Raw genomic sequence first — 20290 nt, forward strand, 5'->3', positions numbered from 1 at the left:
ATTATAGTCTGTCGCTGGCGCAATGACGCCAGTTCATGCCTTGCCAAGCGCCGTTTTGCATCGAAAATGCGATCCTTGTTTGTCCAGGTTCCCAGGGAGTTGGCCGTGAGCACAGACCGTTCCACCGTCGAGGCCGTCGTTCAGGGCTATTTCGATGCGCTCTACGAGGGCGAGGCCGACAAGCTCGGTGCCGTGTTCCACCCCACCGCTGACCTGCGCTGGGTCGAGAATGGCGAGCTCAAGATCCTGACCGTGCCAGATTGGCTGGCCTGGGTGCGCAAGCGCCCGTCGGCGAAGGGCGAGGGCAAGCCGCGCGAGGACTTCATCGTCACCATCGACCGTTCGGACGACAAGACGGCCTTCATCAAGGTGCGGTGCCAGCTGCCGCCGCGCTATTTCACCGATTATCTCGTGGCGATGAAACTGAAGGACGGCTGGCAGATCGTGTCGAAGTCCTACCGCTACGACCTCCGGGATTGACGCCGGCGCAACGACGCCAAGCCCCCAGCCATGGAAGCTCACTTTCAGATATTCCTGATCCTGCTGGCCGTGTTGGCGGGAACCGCCCTGATCGCGCGACGCGCCAATCTCGCGCCGGCGATCCTCTTGATGCTCGCCGGCATCGCGCTCGCCTTCGTGCCGACGATGCCGGCGTTCGCGCTGCCGCCGGAGTTGGTCCTGCTGGTGGTGCTGCCGCCGCTGATCTATTCGTCGAGCGTCGCGATGAGCTGGCGCGAGTTCAAGCGCAATCTGCGGCCGATCGTGCTGCTCGCGGTCGGCTGCGTGATCTTCACGGCGTCCGCTGTGGCGACGGCGACCCACTATCTTCTCGGCCTGCCCTGGAGCATCGGCTTCCTGCTCGGCGCCATCGTGGCGCCGCCCGACGTCGTGGCGCCGCTCGCCATCGCCCGCCGGCTGCATCTGCCGCGCCGGGTCATGGTGATCCTCGAAGGCGAGGGCCTCGCCAATGACGCGACAGCGCTGATCCTCTATCGCTTCGCGGTGGCCGCCATCACCACCGGCGCCTTCTCCTTTCCGGTCGCGGCCGGCGAGTTCGGCCTGATCGTGGTTGGCGAGATCGCCTTCGGCATCGGCGTCGGCTGGCTGATGCTGCGCGCCCGTCACCACGCGCGCGACCCGCAAGTCGAGATCACCCTGTCGGTGCTGACGCCGTATCTGGCGTTCTGGATCCCCGAGCATGTCGGCGGCTCCGGCGTGATCGCGACCGTGGCCTGCGGCCTTTACATGAGCTGGAACGGCCCATTGTGGATCTCCTCGGCAACCCGCCTGCAGGGCATCTTCTTCTGGGACCTGATGATCTACCTCATCGAGGGCATGCTGTTCCTGCTGACCGGCTTCCAGATGCGGCTGATCTACGAGAAGTCGAAGGTCTTTCCGCTCGACGACATCATGATCGCGACCGCGCTGGTGCTCGCCATCGTCGTGATCGCGCGCTTCGCCTGGACCTTCCCGGCGACCATCCTGCCGCGTCTCTTGAGCTCTTCGCTGCGCGCCCGCGATCCCTTGCCGCCGTGGCGGCAGACCTTCATCATCGGCTTCACCGGCGTGCGCGGCACGGTCTCGCTCGCCACCGCGCTGGCGCTGCCGCTGACGCTCTCGACCGGCGATGCGTTTCCCTATCGCGACCAGATCCTGTTCATCGCCTTCGGCGTGATCTTCTTCACCCTGATCGGTCTCGGCCTGACCCTGCCGGCCGTCGTGCGCTGGCTCGGGGTCGGCAACCAGGGTCGCGCCGAGCATCAGCGCGAGCATGAGCAGGAGATCGCGGCCCGGCGCGAGGCGCTCGACAGCGCCTTGCGGTCGCTGGAGACGATGACCAGCGATCGCGAGCTGTCGGACGAGGTGGTGCGGCTGCTGCGGGCGCGCCACGAGGTACGGACCAACCAGCTCCCGGAAGGTCTGAAGCCCGAGGACAACGACGCATCCGCGCTCGGCATCGAGCTGACCCGCGAGCTGATCACGGCAGAACGCAAATTCATCCATGTGATGCTGCGCGACGGCAAGATCACCGACGAAACCCGCCGCCGCATCGAGCGCGATCTCGATCTGGAAGAGGCGAGCCTCGCCAATCGCGAATATGGGCACGTGCCGCTGTAGGAGCTGAGGGCTGGTGGCGGGGTTGTAGGACGCGATGTTGCGGCAAACGCCGTCATTGCGAGCGCAGCGAAGCAATCCAGAAATCCTTGCGCGGCCCTGGATTGCTTCGCTTGCACTCGCAATGACGTGGATAGAGCCGCGCACATCTCTCCCCGCTATCGAGGGGAGCCTCACCCTCACCGCTCGATCATCCAGCGCGTCACGGCCTGATGGTAGTTCATCGGGCCGGGCACGGTCTTGTAGGTCTTCAAGTAGCGGAAGCCGGCCTTCTGCAGCGCGCGGTTGGGGGCGGTGTTGTAGGCGTGCGGCTCGCAGAACAACTGCTTGAGCTGCAGCCGCTCAAAATAGAAATCGATACTGCGGCGGACGCATGCGGTGCCGAGGCCGCGGCCGCGCAGCTCCGGCTCGGTGACGTGCAGATGCATGTGGGCGCGGTTGCCGAACACGATGCGGTCGCAACTGGAGAAGCCGATCGGGCGGCCGTCGAGCCGCCAGATCACCAGCAGCGCCGCGCGCTCGGCCAAGGGCGTGTCGTAGAGCGTCTGGAACAGTCCGGTCCACACCTGCCTGGTCGGCATCCGCGTCGGATCGATTCCCATCACGTCGAGCTGCTCGATGCTCGACGAATAGAAGTAGTCGATGACCATCGAGGTCTCGGCGAGTTCCATTTCGCGGATGTCGAGATTCATCGAGGCGTCCTCTTGAGCAGGCCTCAAGGTGCCGATCATGCGGGCAGCAGTGGGGCGGCGCGAGGCGGATCGTGTCGTCACGGCAACGGCGCGTGTCGCAGCAGCCGCGCGCTGCGGAAAATTTCAGAACGAGTAGCTGGAGACCAGCAGCCGCCGGTTGCAATTGCAGCGCGGTCGGCGCGGCGAAGTCGGGCCTCATGGTTCTCAAAGCGATGCGAGAGCATCGCCTGAACGCGCCGCGAGCGGCGCTCCTCGCCATGAGGGTTCGTTCGCCGAGACGTCGGTCCTCGTCCTGGGGAGACCGCCGCAGGCGGTCGTCTCGAAGGAACGGCCAAGAGGGTTCTGCCTAACGGGCCCTCTGCGCCTTCGCGGGATGGCCGGGGCGGGGCCGGAGCGGAGCCTATTACTCCGCCGCGGTCACACTCTCCGGCGCCTTTTCAAGCGCCTTGGCGCCGCTGCCGTATCGCTGGTCGATGTAGTCGATGACCAGCGCCTTGAAGTCGGCGGCGATGGTGGGCCCGCGCAGGGTGCGGAACTTCTTGCCGTCGACGAAGACCGGCGCGGCCGGGGCTTCGCCGGTGCCGGGCAGGGAGATGCCGATATTGGCATGCTTGGATTCGCCGGGGCCGTTGACGATGCAGCCCATGACGGCGACGTTGAGCGCTTCCACGCCGGGATATTGCGTCTTCCAGGACGGCATCTCCTCGCGGATGAAATCCTGGATCGAGCGCGCCAGCTCCTGGAACGTGGTCGAGGTGGTGCGGCCGCAGCCCGGGCACGCCGCAACCAGCGGCACGAAGGTGCGGAAGCCCATGGTCTGCAGCAGCTCCTGCGCGACCTGCACTTCGAGGGTGCGGTCGCCGCCGGGCTCCGGGGTCAGCGAGATGCGGATGGTGTCGCCGATGCCCTGCTGCAGCAGGATGCCGAGCGCCGCCGAGGAGGCGACGATGCCCTTCGAGCCCATGCCGGCCTCGGTGAGGCCGAGATGGATGGCGTAGTCGGAGCGTGCGGCGAGGTCCTGATAGACCGCGATCAGGTCCTGCACGGCCGAGACCTTGGCCGACAGGATGATGCGGTCCTTCGGCATGCCGAGCTCCTGGGCCCGGGCGGCCGACAGCAATGCCGACTGCACCATGGCTTCGCGCATCACCGCGCGCGCATCGCGCGGGTTCGCGGAGGCGGCGTTCTCGTCCATCAGCTTGCTGAGCAGCTCCTGATCGAGCGAGCCCCAATTGGCGCCGATGCGCACCGGCTTGCCGTATTTGTTGGCGAGCTCGATGATGGTCGAGAACTGCGTGTCGCGCTTGTCCTTGAAACCGACGTTGCCGGGATTGATGCGGTACTTCGCCAGCGCCTCGGCGCAGGCCGGATAGTCGGTCAGCAGCTTGTGGCCGATATAGTGGAAGTCGCCGATCAAGGGCGTGGTGATGCCGCGCTTGTCGAGTTGCTCGCGGATCTGCGGGACGGCCGCGGCGGCCTCCTCGCGGTCGACCGTGATGCGGACCATCTCGGACCCGGCGCGCGCCAGCGCTGCAACCTGGGCCACCGTCTGGTCGACGTCGGCGGTGTCGGTGTTGGTCATCGACTGCACCACGATCGGGGCGCCGCCGCCGACGGCGACGTTGCCGACCATGACGCGGGTGGTCTGATGCCGGGGAGCGGGTCCGGCGACATCGGACGCTGAGGTGTTCTCGGTCAGGATCTCGGGCTTGTTCATGGGCGCTCGGATATCAGGTTTTGGTGACATTCAGCAATGGATCAGTCGCGGCCAGGACCACGCGGTTCGGGCGGTTTACGAGAAAAAGCCCAACGATCACAAGCACGGCAGCCAGGCCAAAGGCCAGCGTCAGGGCGTCATGCAGGATGAAATAGCTCGCCACCACCCCGAATAAAGGGGTGATGAAGGTAAATGCCGACAATTTGCTGGCCGAGTAGGCCTTGATCAGGGCGAACCAGATCGTGAACGTGGTCCCGACCACCCAGATCGACTGGTAGGCCATCAGGCCGATCACGAACGGGCTGGGAACCTGGGTCAACCGCTCCCCGGCAATGAGCGCCGCCACGGCCATGATCGGGACAGAGACCGCGACCTGGTACCCCAATGCCCGCTCGGGCGCGATGAAGCGCAGCCGGGTGCCTTTGACGAACACCGTGGTCACACCCCAGAGCAGGCCGCCGCCGACCACCAGGAGATCGCCGAGCAGCACGCGGCCGTCGACATCGGCCTGGGGAATGCCGATCGCCAGCGCCACACCGGTGAAGCTGAGCGCCAGCCCGCCCCATTGCGCCGGCCCCATCCGCTCGCCGAGGAAGCGGAACGAGCCGAGCGCGACGAAGAACGGCGCGGTATACAGGAACACGATGGCGCGCGACGCCGAGGTCAGCAGCAGGCCCTGATAGATCAGCACGAATTCCAAGCCGAACAGCAGGCCTGCCACCAGGCCGAGCCCCAGCGTGCCGTCGCGCTCGAACATCTTCACGCCGCGCACCCGCGCGAACACCAGCAGCACCGGCAGCGCACCGAGCGAACGGAAGGTGGCCTGCAGCAGCGGCGGAATTTCAGGCAGCGCGAGCTTCACCGCGATCTGATTGAACGCCCAGGACAGGCACAGCACGAGGATGACGGCGATCGCGCCCAGGCCGAGCGGCCGGGTCGCGGCGGATGAGGTTGACGTTGCGGACACGAGGACGTTGGCTCCCTGGCGCGCTTCTTTGTATTCGGACCGCCATCAAGGTGTGGTCAGCTTTGTCTTTGTCGGTCGGAGATGATGCGGAGGTAGAGCGGCGGCGGTGCTGGCCTCTCCCTGCGCGCACCGTTCTCGCGCTGAACCTCGAATACGACAGTCATTCACACGTGTATAGCTTCGGCCGCAGTGACGGACCTCACGCGACCCTCTGGCAATGCGCGCACAACCCGGTGATCTCGACGACGGAAAGCTTCGGTGTGAAGCCCGTTGCCGCAGCGGCCAGCTTCAGGCTTTCCGCGATCGGCGCAGCCGGAACCTCGCCAACGGCGCCGCAGCTCTCGCAGATCAGGAACGCCACCAGCGCGGTCTGCTCGTGGTCGTGGGCGCAGGCGAGGAAGGCATTTCGGCTCTCGATGCGGTGCACCAGGCCGTTCGCCATCAGGAACTCGAGCGCGCGGTACACGGTGATCGGCGCGGGCCGCGCGGTCACCTTGGCAAGTTCCTCGATGATCTCGTAGGCCCCGAGCGGCCGGTGGCTCGACAGCAGCGCCTCCAACACCTGGCGGCGCTGCGACGTGAACTTCTGGCCGCGCTGAGCGCAGATGCGCTCGGCATGGTCCAGGGCATCGGCCGCGCAGCGGCCATGGTCGTGGTCCGGCGCCGGGAAGGTGGGCTTTGCGAGGGTCATTGCCGACAATCTAGCATCTCGGGCCGGTCTCGCCAAAGGCCGCGGCCGAGCCATGCATCTTCGGCGGGGCCGGTGCGCTCGGCGGGGCCATCAAATATTCATAAGCTTGCTTATTATATCGGAGGCTCATTACAGCCAAAGCTCAATTTCTTCCGCCACTGAATCGAGATCCGCCATGACCCGCACGTCCGCGGACGTGAATTTCCTGTTTACGCTCGGCGAGCTGCAGCGCCTGGTGCGCGCCTATGCCGACAAGGAGGCGGCGCGCTTCGGCATGACCCGCGCGCAATGGGCCGTGCTCGCCAAGGTGGAGCGCAACGAGGGGATGAAGCAGTCCGAGCTCGCCGAGCAGATGGAGATGCAGCCGATCACGCTGACGCGGCTGATCGACAAGCTCGCCGACGCTGGGCTGATCGAGCGGCGCGGCGACGACACCGACCGCCGCGTCAACCGGCTCTATCTGAAGAAGGCCGCGCGTCCGCTGCTCGCGAAGCTCGCGGTGCTGCGCGGCGATCTGACCGACACCGCCCTTCAGGGCATCAGCGCCGACGACGCCGAGCGGCTGATGACCCACCTCGAGGCCATCAAAGAAAACGTGAGAAACGCCCTGCAGTCGTTGTGCGACGAGCAGCGAAAGGAGCAGCACTATGGCTGAGCCCGCCCTGAAACTCGCCCCCGAACAGAAAGCCGGCTCGGATGCGGCGGCCGACGCCGAAAAGCCGGCGCGCCCCGGATTCGTCCGCCGCTACCGTCGCACGCTGCTGCTGGTCGTGCTGCCGCTCGTCGCCGCCGTCGGCGGCCTCGTGCTCTATCTCAACGGCGGCCGCTACGTGACGACAGACGACGCCTATGTCGGCGCCCAGAAGGTGCTCATCACCCCCGACATCTCCGGCAAGATCATCAAGGTCGTCGTCAAGGAAGGCCAGCAGGTGCAAAAGGGCGACGAGCTGTTCGAGATCGATCCCGTGCCCTACCGCCTCGCGGTCGACCAGACCAAGGCGGCGCTGGAGCAGGCGCGGACCACCTACGACAACCTCACCGCCAACATCAAGATCTACGGCCAGATGCTCGACCTGGCCCAGCAGGGCATCGAGCTGAAGCAGAAGGACGTCGAACGCAAGCAGACGCTCGCCAAGAACAAATTCGGCTCGCAGCTCGACCTCGACAACGCCGCGAATGCGCTGGTGACGGCGAGCGCGCAGGCGCAGTACATCAAGCAGCAGCTATCGAACGCGAAAACGCAGCTGCTCGGCAATCCCGAGCTGCCGCTGGAACAGTTCCCGCCCTACATCCAGGCCAAGGCCAAGCTCGAGGACGCCCAGCGCGATCTCGACCACACCACCTTGCGCGCGCCGATGCCCGGCATCGCCACGCAGGTCGACCAGATCCAGCTCGGCCGCTTCGTCACCGCGGGCACGCCGGTGTTCTCGGTGATCGATGTCGGCAATCCCTGGGTCGACGCCAATCCGAAGGAGAGCGACTTCACCTATGTCGCGGTCGGCCAGCCGGTCGAACTCGACGTCGACGCCTTCCCGAACCATCGCTTCAAGGGCACGGTCGGCTCGCTGTCGCCGGGCACCGGCGCGCAGTTCGCGATCCTGCCGCCGCAGAACGCGAGCGGAAACTTCGTCAAGGTCGTGCAGCGCGTGCCTGTCAGGATCCATTTCGACAAGACCGACAGGTTCGTCGCCAGGCTGAAGGCCGGCATGAGCGTCAACGTATCGATCGACACCGGCCACGAGCGTACGCTGGCCGGGCTGTTCGGAGCGGCGCATGCGGCGGAGAAGGAGGAGTAGCGCGCCATGACTGCGCCGGCGGCCTCATCATCGGCGGTTCCGGGATTCCGCCGCAACATGGTAACGATCTGCGCCATGACGGCGACGATCATGCAGGCGCTCGACACCACCATCGCCAACGTCGCCCTGCCCTACATGCAGGGCACGCTGTCGGCCTCGCAGGACCAGATCAACTGGGTGCTGACGTCCTACATCGTCGCGGCCGCGATCATGACCGCGCCGGTGGGATGGATCGCCAACCGCTTCGGCCGCAAGCGCACCTTCATCGTCTGCTCGGCCGGCTTCACCATCGCGTCCGTGATGTGCGGGCTTGCCCAGGACATCACCCAGATGGTGCTGTTCCGCCTGTTGCAGGGCGTGTTCGGCGCCTCCCTGGTACCGCTGTCGCAGGCCGTCATGCTCGATTCCTACGCGCTGCATGAGCGCGCCAAGGCGATGGCGATCTGGGGCATGGGCGTGATGCTCGGTCCGATCATGGGGCCGTCGCTGGGCGCCTGGCTGACCGAGACCTATTCCTGGCATTGGGTGTTCTTCGTCAACCTGCCGTTCGGCGCCGTGACCGTGCTCGGCCTGATGGCGTTCATGGAGGAGACCAAGCCGAACGCGGAACTGACCTTCGACTGGTTCGGGTTCGCTGCGCTCGCCATCGGCATCGGCTCGCTGCAGATCGCACTCGACCGCGGCGAGGATCAGGGCTGGCTGGAGAGCAACGAGATCATCATCGAGTTCATCGTCGCCGGCGTCGGCTTCTACTATTTCCTGGCGCATTCGCTGACGACGCAGCGCCCGTTCATCCAGTTCGCGCTGTTCAAGGACCGCAATTTCGTCGGCGGCTGCGTGTTCATGACGGTGATGGGCCTCGTGCTGTTCTCGACCATGGCGCTGTCCTCGCCCTATCTGCAGAACGTCATCGGCTATCCCATCATCACCGCCGGCGTGCTGTTGGCGACGCGCGGCTGCGGTACGTTCGTCGCGATGATGCTGGTCGGGCGGATGCTGCGCTATATCGAGGCCCGCACCTTGATCGTCGTCGGGCTTGCGCTCACGGCGCTGTCGCTGTTCCAGATGACGGCGTGGACCGACCAGACCGGCGTGCCCGAGATCATCACCATCAGCATCATGCAGGGGTTTGGCTTCGGCCTCGTCTTCGTGCCGCTGTCGACGGTTGCGTTCCTGACGCTGCCAGGCGAGCTACGGACTGATGGAACCTCGATGCTGACCCTGGTGCGAAATGTCGCAAGCTCGATCGGCATCTCCATTGCGATCGCGCAGCTCACCGAGGGAACGCGGCGGAACCATGCGATCCTGGTCGAGCACATCAACCCGTTCAATCACGCGCTGCAGATGCCCAATGTTGCCGGCCTCCTGAACCTGTCCACGGATGCCGGCCGCGCGATGGCCGATGCGATGGTGATGGTGCAGGCGCAGATCCTCGCCTTCTCGCACGACTACCAGCTGGTCATGATGTTCATCCTGGTCTCGATCCCGCTCGCGGTCATGATCGGCTCGACTCGGACGGCACTGCGCGCGCAGGCGGCACCGGCCGATCACGCGGTGATGGAGTGACCGTTCCCCGCGACGGAAAAAGCGTGCGCTGTTGAGACGCAGCGGGACCGGGATAGCAAAAAGGTGACCGCGACGTGATGGATTTGTAACTTCAATCCGGCGCGTTTCCGGCTATCTTCTGCTCACCCCACTCGGTTCTCTGCGTATGAGTTGCGCGCAGGGACTGCACTTCATGAGCGCCCCACTCGTGATGTGCCGGGCGGGGGCGGTGGCTCCTCCAGCGCCGCCCCCAGCCCCGGGGGAATTGGTCGCTCGCGTCGCGGGCTGACGGTATCAAGAATCCCGAACCGAGAACCTCCGCTGTCGTCCCGGGCAAGCCCGATGACGCAGAGCGTCAGCGGGCGCCGACCCGTCTGCCACGCCGTCTGCGTCGCGCTCGCCACCTCGGCACGGGTGCTCGCGGTCTTGTTGGCGATGTCGCGCTCGTCGAAGAAGTTCTCGGCGTTGAAGAACGAGATGTCGGTCTGGTCGAGCTTGGTCAGCGAGACCGATTCCAGCTCCAGGCCGTTGGACTGCACGTCGGCCTCGACCGCGGCCTGGACGTGCTTGACGAACTCCGAGCGCTTCTCCTGCAGGTCCAGCAGCTCCATCGTCGCCGCGACCGAGCGCAGGCCGTCGACGAACTTCGCCTCGACGCCATGCCCATGCCGATATGTCGCGCCGATGCTAGCCGGCGGTTTAAGGCCGGCGAACAATCCCTGGTAATCGTTGAGGGCGCTGGTAGCGACGACGGCAAATGCACCGCAGTGACGTGTACCGACAAAGACCTCGCCGCGCGCGTGCGGCCCTGTCTCGAGGGAGGCGCCGTCAGTCCAGCAATTCGCGGCAGCCGAGATCGTCGAACGCAAGGAAGATGCGCTCGAGATTATTCCACCAGATCACCGGCGGGAGCTGGATCGCCCATTGCCAGACCGGCTGGGCGATGTGCCAGAGCACGGCGAGACGATAGTCCTGATCCAGCGACGCCCTGTCGTAGCCGGTCACACCGCCTGCGACCAATGTCTGATGATAGCTGTCGAGCAACGGCCGCTCGATCCGCGCCCGACGGTCGGGATAGATCTGCAGCGCGATCATGTAGACGAGATCGTTCGCGGGCACGCCGATCCGCCACTGGTCGAAATCAAACGCGCGCACGTCGTCGCTGTCGGCGGCCTTCGGCACCAGAAAATTCCAGACATGCGCGTCGCCATGCGCAATGCTGAGGTTTCGCCGCGACAGATAGCGTTCCGAGAGCCGCGGCGTCGCCGCCATCAGGCGTTCGTAGACCGCGCGCCGGTCCGCGCTCAGGCGGTCTCCCAACTGATCGGCGAAGCGCTGATAGTGGCCGGCAAAGGTCCTGCCGCGCTCGGCGCGCTCGTCCGCGGTCGCTAAGCTGCCGATGGACACGCCAAGCCGCGGATCGTCCCACCACGCCGCATGCAGCCGCGCAAGCGCCCGCACGATCCCCTCGGCCTGGGGCAGCGCGGGCGGCAGCGGCCATGGCGTCGCCGTCTGGTGCGTGTCGGTGAGATCCTCGAGCAACAAGTGCCAGGTGAGCGCGGCTTCGTCCCACGCGCCGCCGTAAGAGCCGGGCACCAGGCCCGTCGGCATGAGCCGCGCCAGTCCGCGATAAAAGTCGACCTCGTGGCGCCCGCCCCGCCACAGCGTCTTGGCGAAGGCCGGCATCGGGATTTTCAGGATCAGCGTCCTGGGCGCGTCCGGGGCCGCGCCGCTATAGGACAAACCAAGGCGGATGATGCGCGACACCAGCATCGGCCGGTCGCTGATCACGGCGACGTCCGAGACCGCGCCGGACTCGAGCACACCCGCCTCACGCATCGTCGCCGTCAACGCGGCAGGCTTGGCAACGGACGGCAAGTCGGTGGAGGACATGTGGGCGCCGTCCCTTCAGGGTTGCAGCTTGCCCACACTAGCATGGATATTCCGAAGCGCTACTTGATCGGCGCGCGCGGCAGCACGGTGTCGCCGATCTCCATCCGGTAGACGTGATCGAGCGAATACCAGGGCGTGGTGACGTCGGGCTCGGTCGGGTGCGGCGTGTCGTGGCGAATGAAGTTGCCGAGCAGCGCGTTGGTGACGCCGAACTGGACGTCGCTGTCGATGTGCGGGTCGTTGGGGTCGTAGACCTGCGAGATCAGGACCTTGAATCCCGGCTTGACGATCAGCGCATGCAGATGCGCCGGCCGATAAGGATGGCGGCCCTGCGCCTTCAGAAGGCGGCCGACGACCCCGTCGGTCGGGATGGGATAGCCGACCATCATCACCGAGCGAAACCAGAAGCGGCCATCGGCATCGGTCGCGAGCTTGCCGCGCAGGTTCATGTCGGCCTGCTCCGGGTCCTGGTTCTCGTAGGTGCCGACCGGGGAGGCGTGCCAGACGTCGACCTCGGCGCCCGCGACCGACGCGCCATGGGGATCGACGACGCGCCCATTGACGAACAACGCCGGCCCTGGTGTCGCCGAGCGCACGATCGAGCCGCCGTTCGCGGTAACAGGCGAGTTCAGCCGCCAAAACGGACCGAGCAGCGACTGCGCGGTCTCGGTGTTGCCGCCATCGCCATTGTTGAGCAGGCAGACCAGCGGCGAGACGCCGAGCGAGCCGGCCATCAGCACCACCTCGTTGTGGGTGTCGTTCGTGCGCTGACCGAGCTCGGCGACGAGGGCGGCGGCCTCGCGGAATTCGGCCTCGGTCAGCCTGACATCGCGGACGAAGCCGTGCAGGTGCTTGATCAGCGACACCATGATCTCGCGCAGCCGCGGATTGGTGGTCTGCTCCATCACCGCCAGCACGGCCAGCGTGACGTCCTGTTCGCGGGAGATGGTCATGGTCAATTCTCCGTCATTCCGGGGCGATGCGAAAGCATCGAACCCGGAATCTCGAAATTGTTGGGACTCATCTCCAGATTCCGGGTTCAGCCCTGCGGGCTGCCCCGGAATGACGAAGCGCTTAGCGCTTCGTCATTTGATCGTCTCGACCGCCAGCGCGACGCCCTGGCCGACGCCGACGCACATCGTGGCGAGCGCACGCTTGCCGCCGCGGACCTCGAGCCCGTGCACCGCGGTCATCGCGATGCGCGCGCCGCTCATGCCGAGCGGATGTCCCAACGCGATGGCGCCGCCATGCGGGTTGACGAAATCGGCATCGTCGGCGACGCCGAGCTGGCGCAGGCAGGCGATGCCTTGAGACGCGAACGCCTCGTTCAACTCGATCAGGTCGAAATCGGTGATCTTCAGGCCGAGCCGCTCCATCAGCTTGCGCACTGCCGGCACCGGGCCGATGCCCATGATGCGGGGCGGCACGCCGGCCGAGGCGAGGCCGAGAACGCGCGCGCGCGGCGTGAGGCCGTGCTTCTTCACGGCGGCCTCCGACGCGAGAATCATCGCAGCCGCGCCGTCATTGACACCGGAGGCGTTGCCGGCGGTCACCGTGCCCGGATTGCGCACGATCGGCTTCAGCTTGGCGAGGCCTTCGAGCGTGGTCTCGGGGCGCGGATGCTCGTCCTTGTCGACGGTCACGGGCCCTGCCTTGCCGCCGGGCACCGACACCGGCGTGATCTCGGCGGCGAAATAGCCCGAGGCGATGGCCTTTCCGGCGCGCTGCTGGGAGCGGATCGCGAACGCGTCCTGGTCGGCGCGCGACACCTGGAATTCCTCGGCGACGTTCTCGCCGGTCTCCGGCATCGAATCGACGCCGTACTGCTGCTTCATCAAGGGATTGATGAAGCGCCAACCGATCGTGGTGTCGAAGATCTCGGCCGAGCGCGAGAACGCCTCGGTCGCCTTGCCCTGCACGAACGGCGCCCGCGTCATCGATTCGACGCCGCCGGCGATCGCGAGATCGACCTCGCCGGCGCGGATCGCACGTCCCGCCGCGCCGACCGCGTCGAGACCTGAGGCGCAGAGACGGTTCAAGGTCTGGCCGGGAATTGAATCCGGCAGGCCCGCGAGCAGCAGCGCCATACGCGCGACGTTGCGGTTGTCCTCGCCGGCCTGGTTGGCGCAGCCGAAGAACACCTCGTCGACCGCCGCCCAGTCGAGATTTGGATGCTTGGCCTTGAGCGCCTTCAGCGGTGTCGCCGCGAGATCGTCGGTGCGCACTTTCGCCAGCGAGCCGCCGAAGCGGCCGATCGGGGTCCGCACCGCATCACAAATAAACACGTCTCGCATCGCTCTCTCCCGAACTTTCGTGTTTCTGGTCAGAATTGACGGCGGTTTTAGGAGTGCGATGGGAGCAGGTCAAATGACGGGAGCGCGGGGTGGCATGCGCTCAAGCTGCTGGATGCGACGCTCTCGCCTCACGAACGGTGGGCGCCCTCTCCCGCTTGCGGGGGAGGGCTGGGGTGGGGGCAGCCCCAAGCGAGAATCCCCGTGAGGAGAGACTTCCCCCACCCGTATCGCATCTTCGATGCGATACGACCTCCCCCGCAAGCGGGGGAGGTGCAACAGCAGGCACCGCTCATCGTGGAAAACCGGGACATCGCCCGCAAAGCGGTAGGACCGTCCGGGCAAATTGGCTAGTTTCCGCGCCATGACGATCCAGCAGCCCATCTCCGCCCCGGTTCCGCCCGACGCCGCGCCCGCCGAGGCGCCGGCCAAGCTCACGCCGATGATGGAGCAGTATCTCGAGATCAAGGCGGCGCATCCGGGCCTGATGCTGTTCTACCGGATGGGCGACTTCTACGAGCTGTTCTTCGAGGACGCCGAGGTCGCATCGAAGGCACTCGGCATCGTGCTGACCAAGCGCGGCAAGCACCAGGGCCAGGACATCCCGATGTGCGGCGTGCCGGTCGAGCGCTCCGAGGACTATCTGCACCGGCTGATCGCGCAGGGCATCCGCGTCGCGGTCTGCGAGCAGATGGAGGATCCGGCGGCGGCGCGGGCGCGCGGCAACAAGAGCGTGGTCAAGCGCGGCGTGGTGCGCGTGGTGACGCCGGGCACGCTGACGGAAGACAATCTGCTCGATGCGCGCGCCAACAACTATCTGTTATCGATCGCGCGCAGCCGCGGCTCCTCCGGCGGCGACCGGCTCGGGCTCGCCTGGATCGACATCTCGACCTCGGACTTCATCGTCACCGAATGCGCGTTCGCCGAGCTGACCGCGACGCTCGCCCGCATCAATCCGAACGAGGTGATCATCTCGGATGCGCTGTATTCGGATGCGATCTTCGAGCCGGTGCTGCGCGAACTCGCCGCGGTCACACCGCTGACGCGCGACGTGTTCGACGGCGCTACCGCCGAACGGCGGCTGTGCGACTATTTCGCGGTCGCCACCATGGACGGCCTCGCAGTGCTGTCGCGGCTGGAGGCGACGGCCGCCGCTGCCTGCGTCACCTATGTCGAGCGCACCCAAGTGGGCCAGCGCCCGCCGCTGGCGCCGCCGGCCCGCGAGGCGACCGGCAGCACCATGGCAATCGATCCGGCGACCCGCGCCAATCTCGAGCTGACGCGCACGCTCGCCGGCGAGCGGCGCGGCTCGCTGCTGGACGCCATCGACTGCACGGTCACATCCGCCGGCTCGCGGCTGCTGGCGCAGCGGCTCGCCGCGCCGCTGACGGAGCCGGCGCAGATCGGCCGCCGCCTCGATGCAGTCGCCACGTTCGTTGCCGATGGCGCCGCACGCGAGGACATCCGCTCCATCTTGCGCGGTGCGCCCGACATGACCCGGGCGATGGCGCGGCTCTCGGTCGGCCGCGGCGGCCCGCGCGATCTCGCCGCCTTGCGCGACGGCATCCTTGCCGCCGACCAGGCGCTCGCGCGGTTATCCGCGCTGGAGCAGCCGCCGCAAGACGTCACGTCCGTGATGGCGGCGCTGGCACGGCCCACGCGGGCGCTCGCCGAGGAATTCGCCCGCGCACTCGACGAGCAGCTGCCGCTGATCAAGCGCGACGGCGGTTTCGTCCGCGCCGGGTACGACGCGACGCTCGACGAGACGCGCAATCTGCGCGACGCGTCGCGGCTCGTCGTGGCGTCGATGCAGGCGCGCTACGCCGACCAGACCGGCGTCAAAGGCTTAAAGATCCGGCACAACAACGTGCTCGGCTATTTCGTCGAGGTCACCGCGCAGCACGGCGACAAGCTGATGTCGGCGCCGTTGAACGCGACCTTCATCCACCGCCAGACCCTCGCCGGCCAGGTGCGCTTCACCACGTCGGAGCTCGGCGAGATCGAGGCCAAGATCGCCAATGCCGGCGAACGCGCGCTCAATCTCGAGCTCGAGATCTTCGACCGGCTCTGCGCACAGGCGCTTGCGATCGGCGATGATCTGCGCGCTGCCGCGCACGGCTTTGCGATGCTCGATGTCGCCACCGCGCTGGCCAAGCTCGCGGTCGACGACAACTACGTCCGCCCGGAGGTCGACGGCTCGCTCGGCTTCGCCATCGAGGGCGGCCGCCATCCCGTGGTGGAGCAGGCACTCAAGCGCGAAGGCCAGCCGTTCATCGCCAATTCCTGCGACCTGTCGCCGACGCCGGGGCACAAGAGCGGTCAGCTCTGGCTGCTCACCGGCCCCAACATGGCGGGTAAATCCACTTTCCTGCGCCAGAACGCGCTGATTGCCCTGCTCGCCCAGATCGGCTCATTCGTGCCGGCGAGCCGTGCCCGCATCGGCATCGTCGACCGGCTGTTCTCGCGCGTCGGCGCCGCCGACGATCTGGCGCGCGGACGCTCGACCTTCATGGTCGAGATGGTCGAGACCGCGGCGATCCTCAACCAGGCCGGCGAGCGCGCGCTGGTGATCCTCGACGAGATCGGGCGCGGCACCGCGACCTTCGACGGCCTCTCCATCGCCTGGGCGGCGATCGAGCACCTGCACGAGAGCAACCGCTGCCGCACGCTGTTCGCGACGCATTACCATGAGCTGACAGCCCTCGCTGCCAAGCTGCCACGGCTGTTCAACGCCACGGTCCGCGTCAAGGAATGGCAGGGCGACGTCGTGTTCCTGCACGAGGTGCTGCCGGGCTCGGCCGACCGCTCCTACGGCATCCAGGTCGCGAAGCTCGCCGGCCTGCCGCCGGCCGTGATCAGCCGCGCCAAATCGGTGTTGGCGAAGCTGGAGGCCCAGGACCGCGGCCAGAGCGCGCGCGTTTTGGTCGACGACCTGCCGCTGTTCGCGGTGCCCTCGCGCGCGGCTGCGGAGCCCGCGATGTCGAAGGAGGCAGAGGAGCTGATCGCCGCCGTGAAGGCGCTGCATCCGGACGAGATGACCCCGCGCGAGGCGATGGACGCGCTGTATCAACTGAAGTCGAAACTGCCGAACAAGTAGTTGCCGTCATTCCGGGGCGCGCGCAGCGCGAACCTGCAATCCATCCTTCGTCAGCGCATGCAGCCAGATGGATTCCGGGCTCGCCGCCTGCGGCGTCGCCCCGGAATGACAGAGAGATGAGTTCACGGTGCCGTAGGGTGGGCAAAGACGCGAGGCGTCGTGCTCACCATTTGCAGCGTGACATGCAACTCGGTGGGCACGCTTCGCTTTGCCCACCCTACGCAAGCTGACGAGCTGCCTTCCGTCGCCCCAGCCACCACAGGCCGAGATTCCAGCCGACGCAGGTCGCGAGCGCACCGCTCAATCCGACTGTAGCGCCGAGATGCAGGCTGCCGAGATGCAGCACGACGACTGCGAGCGAGAAGCCGATCAGGCCCCAGGCGCCATTGGCCAGCACGGCGGCGGTGGCGGGACCGCCGATGCGCGGCTGCAGGATCAGCATCATGGAGGTGAAGACGATCGGAAACAGCGCCAGGATGCCGGAGACGCTGGGGCCGGCCCAGCCGGAGACCGAGGTGACGGTGGCGACGAGCGTTGCGACCAGCGAGGCACGCAGCGGCACGTCGTACCAGCGCCGCGTGAGTAGCGGCATCTTGGCATGGCGATAGCGCTGCAGCAGCGGCAGGCAGATGGCGAACGTCACGACGTTGGCGGCGATGCCCATCAACAACGTCCACTGCACGCTCTTGATCAGCACCGCGAGGCCGAGCCACACCGCCACCGCGGTGGCGCTTGCCACCAGCACGCTGCGGCGCTGCGCCAGCACGGCATAGGCAAGGCTGAGGAAGATCGTGGCGGCATTGATCGGCAGGCTGGTCAGCGCGCCCTGCGCGATGAAGGCGGCATCGTGATCCAGCGCCAGGAACACGTAGGTCGGCCCCGCCGAGATCGGCAGCGTCGCGACCAGCGCGCCGATGACGGGCCCGGTGCGCTCGGCGATCATCGACGCCGACACCACGAACGACGCCGCGATCGCCATGCGCAAGGTCAGCAGCAGCAGGAAGGAGGGATCGAGGGACATCAGCTCATGCTGCGCGGACAGTGATCTCCCTCCCCCGCCTGCGGGGGAGGGCCGGGGTGGGGGCGCGGCTCGGGTGGTGATGATGGGTGCGTTGTGTGGAGAGAATTCCCCCACCCGCCGCGCATCTGCGATGCACGGCGACCTCCCCCGTACGCGGGGGAGGCGCAGACCGGGCAAGCCTCGGTGGCTTGTCGTCATCAGCGGCAAGGCGAGGGCGACCTCACACCCGCTTCAGGCTGACCGACACCTTCGGCCCGTTCTTGATGGTCTGATACACCACGCAATAGCGCTCGGTGAGCTTGAGCAGCAGGTCGAGCTTGTCCTGCGGAGCATCCGTGTCGACCTCGAAGCGCAGGCGGATCTCCTGGAAGCCGACCGGGGCCTCCTTGTCGACGCCGAGCGTGCCGCGGAAATCGAGATCGCCTTCGGCGAACACGTGGCCGCTCTTGAGCGGCACCTCGACCGCGGTCGCGACCGATTTCAAGGTCACGCCGGCGCAGGCGACCAGCGCCTCCAGCAGCATGTCGCCGGAGCACAGCTCGAGCCCGGAGCCGCCGGTCCCCGGATGCAGGCCGGCCACCGCCATCGCGCGCCCGGTCTCGAGCTTGCAGGTCAGCCCCTCCTGCCCGACCTCGCCCTTGGCCTTCAGCGTGATGACGGCGGCGGACGGATCGGCCTTGTAGCGTTCCTTGATCGGCGCCTGCATGGCGCGCAGCTCGGCAGCATCCATTGTCGTTCTCTCCCGGAGTCCTTTCGGACGAGATGTACCGGGCCGGGCCGCCAAAGTCACCACCACAGGCCGCCGCCGGCGTCACGCCTGCCCTGCGTGTCCGGCATCGTCCGGTCGAGCGAGCGGTCCAGTGCAGTGAGCACATGGCGCCTGAACTGCTCGAACAAGGGCGCGTTGCGGTCGCGCGGCCGCGACAGATTGATGGTGATCTCCTCGAACAGCCGGCCCGGATGCGGCCGCATCACCAGCACGCGGTCGGCCAGCACCACGGCTTCCTCGACGTCGTGGGTCACGAGCACCAGCGTCGGGCGCGTATCGGCCCAGAGATCGAGCAGATGGTCCTGCAGGTCCTTGCGGGTGAAGGCATCGAGCGCAGAGAACGGCTCGTCGAGCAGGAGCACCTCCGGCTGCGCCACCAATGCGCGGGCGATCGCGACGCGTTGCGCCTGGCCGCCGGACAATTCGCGCGGCCAGACCTTCGCTTTGTCGGCGAGGCCGACACGTTCGAGCGCGCGCGCGACGCGATCGCGGCGCTCGGCCGCCGGCAGCTCGGACAGGCCGAAGCCGATGTTGTCGGCGACCGTGAGCCACGGCAGCAGCCGCGGCTCCTGGAAGATGATGCCGACCTTGGGATGCGGCGCCGTGATCGCCTCGCCGTCGAGCGTCACGGCGCCGGCGCTGGCGCGGTCGAGCCCGGCGACGGCGCGCAGCAAGGTCGACTTGCCGCAGCCGGAGCCGCCGATGATGGCGATGATCTCGCCGAGCTGGATCTCGGCCGAGAACCGCTCCAGCGCGTGGACGCCGTTGGGATAGACCTTGGTGACGGCTTGCAACGACAACATCAGGCGGCCCCGCTCTGGCGTGCGAAGCTGTCCTGCCAGCGCAACAGCGGCGCGGTGGCGATCTCCAGGAGCCAGTCGGTCGCCTTGCCGATGATGGCGAAGATCACGATGGCCGCCACGATCTGCGCCGGCTTGCCGAGCTGCTGGCCGTCGATCAGGAGGTAGCCGAGCCCTTCCGACGCCCCCATGAACTCGGCGGCGACGACGAACATCCACCCCAAGCCGAGGCCGACGCGCAGCGACACGACGTACGCCGGCAGCACCGCGGGCAGCAGGATGCGGCGGATCATCGCCGGCCCGGAGAGACGGAAGATGCGGCCGACCTCGACGATCTTGCGGTCGACCGAGAGGATCGCGCCGGTCAGGCCGAGATAGACCGGGAAGAATACGCCGACCGCGATCAGCGCCACCTTGGAGGTCTCGAAGATGCCGAGCCACAGGATGAACAACGGCACCCAGGCGATCGAGGGAATCGCGCGCAACGCCTGGATGGTGGGATCGACCAGCCGCCGGGCGAGGCCCCAATAGCCGCAGATGCCGCCGAGGACAGTTCCGGCAATGACGCCGAGGCCAAAACCGACGCCGACGCGGGTCAAGGTCATCGTGATGTGGCGGGAGAGTTCGCCGGAGCGGGCGAGCTCGCCGATGGTGGTGAAGACCTTCGAGGGCGGCGGCACCAGCCGGCCGTTGGACCAGCCGGCCCGGACGGCAAGCTCCCAGGCGAGTGCGAGCGACAGCGGCAGCAGCAAGCCGAGCAGCGGGCGCGTCAGCCGCGTGAGCCATGGCTGGCGAGCAGTCTGGGGTATGGCGGCAGCCGGCGCCTGCAATTCGACGGTCATGGTCATAGTGAGAACAGTGTCCCGCGCGGGAATGCAAGGCGTGGTGATGGTGGT

The 20290-nt window shown here is 67.0% G+C and carries 17 protein-coding genes and 1 pseudogene; 6 read left to right on the forward strand and 12 right to left on the reverse strand.

Going from position 1 to position 20290, the window contains the following annotated elements; genetic code table 11:
• The first annotated feature begins 105 nt into the window (after window positions 1–105).
• Together QX070_RS04635 and QX070_RS04640 are read left to right on the forward strand one after the other, a co-directional pair.
• The gene (locus tag QX070_RS04635; RefSeq protein ID WP_315735286.1) at window positions 106–480 is read left to right on the forward strand and encodes a nuclear transport factor 2 family protein; all 375 of its coding nucleotides are present in this window, start codon (window positions 106–108) and stop codon (window positions 478–480) included.
• Between the two features lie 30 nt (window positions 481–510).
• Window positions 511–2118 (forward strand): Na+/H+ antiporter, encoded by a 1608-nt coding sequence (locus QX070_RS04640; protein WP_315735288.1) that lies wholly within the window; start codon window positions 511–513, stop codon window positions 2116–2118.
• A 176-nt stretch (window positions 2119–2294) separates the two neighbouring features.
• Here QX070_RS04640 and QX070_RS04645 read toward each other — a convergent pair whose 3' ends face one another.
• The 4 genes from QX070_RS04645 to QX070_RS04660 form a co-directional block, all read right to left on the reverse strand.
• Window positions 2295–2807, reverse strand: a complete 513-nt coding sequence (locus QX070_RS04645; RefSeq protein WP_315735290.1) for a GNAT family protein — start codon at window positions 2805–2807, stop codon at window positions 2295–2297.
• Between the two features lie 403 nt (window positions 2808–3210).
• Entirely contained in the window at window positions 3211–4524 is a 1314-nt protein-coding gene (gene ispG / locus QX070_RS04650) for a flavodoxin-dependent (E)-4-hydroxy-3-methylbut-2-enyl-diphosphate synthase (RefSeq protein WP_315735292.1), read from the reverse strand.
• A 13-nt stretch (window positions 4525–4537) separates the two neighbouring features.
• Window positions 4538–5491, reverse strand: a complete 954-nt coding sequence (locus QX070_RS04655; protein WP_315735294.1) for a DMT family transporter — start codon at window positions 5489–5491, stop codon at window positions 4538–4540.
• 199 nt (window positions 5492–5690) lie between these two features.
• Complete coding sequence (locus tag QX070_RS04660; RefSeq protein WP_315735296.1) at window positions 5691–6182, reverse strand: Fur family transcriptional regulator; 492 nt, start codon at window positions 6180–6182, stop codon at window positions 5691–5693.
• A 175-nt stretch (window positions 6183–6357) separates the two neighbouring features.
• Here QX070_RS04660 and QX070_RS04665 point away from each other — a divergent pair, with 175 nt between their 5' ends.
• The 3 genes from QX070_RS04665 to QX070_RS04675 are packed head-to-tail and all read left to right on the forward strand — an operon-like array spanning window position 6358 to window position 9544.
• The gene (locus QX070_RS04665; RefSeq protein ID WP_315735298.1) at window positions 6358–6837 is read left to right on the forward strand and encodes a MarR family transcriptional regulator; all 480 of its coding nucleotides are present in this window, start codon (window positions 6358–6360) and stop codon (window positions 6835–6837) included.
• On the forward strand, window positions 6830–7978 hold the full coding sequence (locus QX070_RS04670; RefSeq protein ID WP_315735300.1) for an HlyD family secretion protein: 1149 nt from the start codon (window positions 6830–6832) through the stop codon (window positions 7976–7978). Before QX070_RS04665 ends, QX070_RS04670 begins: the two co-directional genes overlap by 8 nt.
• Before the next feature lie 6 nt (window positions 7979–7984).
• Window positions 7985–9544 carry a DHA2 family efflux MFS transporter permease subunit gene (locus tag QX070_RS04675; protein WP_315735301.1) on the forward strand — a complete coding sequence of 520 codons (1560 nt, stop codon included), beginning with the start codon at window positions 7985–7987 and terminating at the stop codon, window positions 9542–9544.
• Window positions 9545–9903: 359 nt separating this feature from the next.
• Here the strand turns inward: QX070_RS04675 and QX070_RS04680 are convergent.
• The 4 genes and pseudogenes from QX070_RS04680 to pcaF form a co-directional block, all read right to left on the reverse strand.
• Window positions 9904–10179: pseudogene (locus tag QX070_RS04680) on the reverse strand (SPFH domain-containing protein); the annotation flags it as partial.
• Between the two features lie 172 nt (window positions 10180–10351).
• The gene (locus tag QX070_RS04685) at window positions 10352–11416 is read right to left on the reverse strand and encodes a phosphotransferase (RefSeq protein ID WP_315735302.1); all 1065 of its coding nucleotides are present in this window, start codon (window positions 11414–11416) and stop codon (window positions 10352–10354) included.
• 59 nt (window positions 11417–11475) lie between these two features.
• The gene (locus QX070_RS04690; RefSeq protein WP_315735303.1) at window positions 11476–12369 is read right to left on the reverse strand and encodes a dioxygenase; all 894 of its coding nucleotides are present in this window, start codon (window positions 12367–12369) and stop codon (window positions 11476–11478) included.
• Between the two features lie 132 nt (window positions 12370–12501).
• Window positions 12502–13710 carry a 3-oxoadipyl-CoA thiolase gene (pcaF, locus tag QX070_RS04695; RefSeq protein ID WP_315735304.1) on the reverse strand — a complete coding sequence of 403 codons (1209 nt, stop codon included), beginning with the start codon at window positions 13708–13710 and terminating at the stop codon, window positions 12502–12504.
• 361 nt (window positions 13711–14071) lie between these two features.
• Between pcaF and mutS the strand changes: the two genes are divergently transcribed.
• The gene (gene mutS / locus QX070_RS04700; RefSeq protein WP_315735305.1) at window positions 14072–16804 is read left to right on the forward strand and encodes a DNA mismatch repair protein MutS; all 2733 of its coding nucleotides are present in this window, start codon (window positions 14072–14074) and stop codon (window positions 16802–16804) included.
• Window positions 16805–17021: 217 nt separating this feature from the next.
• Here the strand turns inward: mutS and QX070_RS04705 are convergent, their stop codons facing one another.
• The 4 genes from QX070_RS04705 to QX070_RS04720 form a co-directional block, all read right to left on the reverse strand.
• Window positions 17022–17825, reverse strand: a complete 804-nt coding sequence (locus tag QX070_RS04705; protein WP_315735306.1) for a hypothetical protein — start codon at window positions 17823–17825, stop codon at window positions 17022–17024.
• 220 nt (window positions 17826–18045) lie between these two features.
• Window positions 18046–18555 (reverse strand): OsmC family protein, encoded by a 510-nt coding sequence (locus QX070_RS04710; RefSeq protein ID WP_315715155.1) that lies wholly within the window; start codon window positions 18553–18555, stop codon window positions 18046–18048.
• Between the two features lie 56 nt (window positions 18556–18611).
• Window positions 18612–19397, reverse strand: a complete 786-nt coding sequence (locus QX070_RS04715) for an ABC transporter ATP-binding protein (protein ID WP_315735308.1) — start codon at window positions 19395–19397, stop codon at window positions 18612–18614.
• Complete coding sequence (locus QX070_RS04720) at window positions 19397–20242, reverse strand: ABC transporter permease (protein ID WP_315735310.1); 846 nt, start codon at window positions 20240–20242, stop codon at window positions 19397–19399. The genes QX070_RS04715 and QX070_RS04720 overlap by 1 nt, the downstream gene beginning before the upstream one ends.
• Window positions 20243–20290 lie beyond the last annotated feature (48 nt).

It is taken from the genome of Bradyrhizobium sp. SZCCHNR1093, assembly GCF_032381175.1.
Lineage (GTDB): Bacteria > Pseudomonadota > Alphaproteobacteria > Rhizobiales > Xanthobacteraceae > Bradyrhizobium.

Excerpts from the sequence above, each read along its gene's own strand:
- ispG (WP_315735292.1), bottom strand. The coding sequence starts at position 4,524 with ATGAACAAGCCCGAGATCCTGACCGAGAACACCTCAGCGTCCGATGTC.
- QX070_RS04670 (WP_315735300.1), top strand. The coding sequence starts at position 6,830 with ATGGCTGAGCCCGCCCTGAAACTCGCCCCCGAACAGAAAGCCGGCTCG.
- QX070_RS04715 (WP_315735308.1), bottom strand. The coding sequence starts at position 19,397 with ATGTTGTCGTTGCAAGCCGTCACCAAGGTCTATCCCAACGGCGTCCAC.
- QX070_RS04705 (WP_315735306.1), bottom strand. The coding sequence starts at position 17,825 with ATGTCCCTCGATCCCTCCTTCCTGCTGCTGCTGACCTTGCGCATGGCG.
- QX070_RS04660 (WP_315735296.1), bottom strand. The coding sequence starts at position 6,182 with ATGACCCTCGCAAAGCCCACCTTCCCGGCGCCGGACCACGACCATGGC.
- QX070_RS04720 (WP_315735310.1), bottom strand. The coding sequence starts at position 20,242 with ATGACCATGACCGTCGAATTGCAGGCGCCGGCTGCCGCCATACCCCAG.
- QX070_RS04665 (WP_315735298.1), top strand. The coding sequence starts at position 6,358 with ATGACCCGCACGTCCGCGGACGTGAATTTCCTGTTTACGCTCGGCGAG.
- QX070_RS04675 (WP_315735301.1), top strand. The coding sequence starts at position 7,985 with ATGACTGCGCCGGCGGCCTCATCATCGGCGGTTCCGGGATTCCGCCGC.
- QX070_RS04645 (WP_315735290.1), bottom strand. The coding sequence starts at position 2,807 with ATGAATCTCGACATCCGCGAAATGGAACTCGCCGAGACCTCGATGGTC.
- mutS (WP_315735305.1), top strand. The coding sequence starts at position 14,072 with ATGACGATCCAGCAGCCCATCTCCGCCCCGGTTCCGCCCGACGCCGCG.
- QX070_RS04710 (WP_315715155.1), bottom strand. The coding sequence starts at position 18,555 with ATGGATGCTGCCGAGCTGCGCGCCATGCAGGCGCCGATCAAGGAACGC.
- pcaF (WP_315735304.1), bottom strand. The coding sequence starts at position 13,710 with ATGCGAGACGTGTTTATTTGTGATGCGGTGCGGACCCCGATCGGCCGC.
- QX070_RS04690 (WP_315735303.1), bottom strand. The coding sequence starts at position 12,369 with ATGACCATCTCCCGCGAACAGGACGTCACGCTGGCCGTGCTGGCGGTG.
- QX070_RS04640 (WP_315735288.1), top strand. The coding sequence starts at position 511 with ATGGAAGCTCACTTTCAGATATTCCTGATCCTGCTGGCCGTGTTGGCG.
- QX070_RS04685 (WP_315735302.1), bottom strand. The coding sequence starts at position 11,416 with ATGTCCTCCACCGACTTGCCGTCCGTTGCCAAGCCTGCCGCGTTGACG.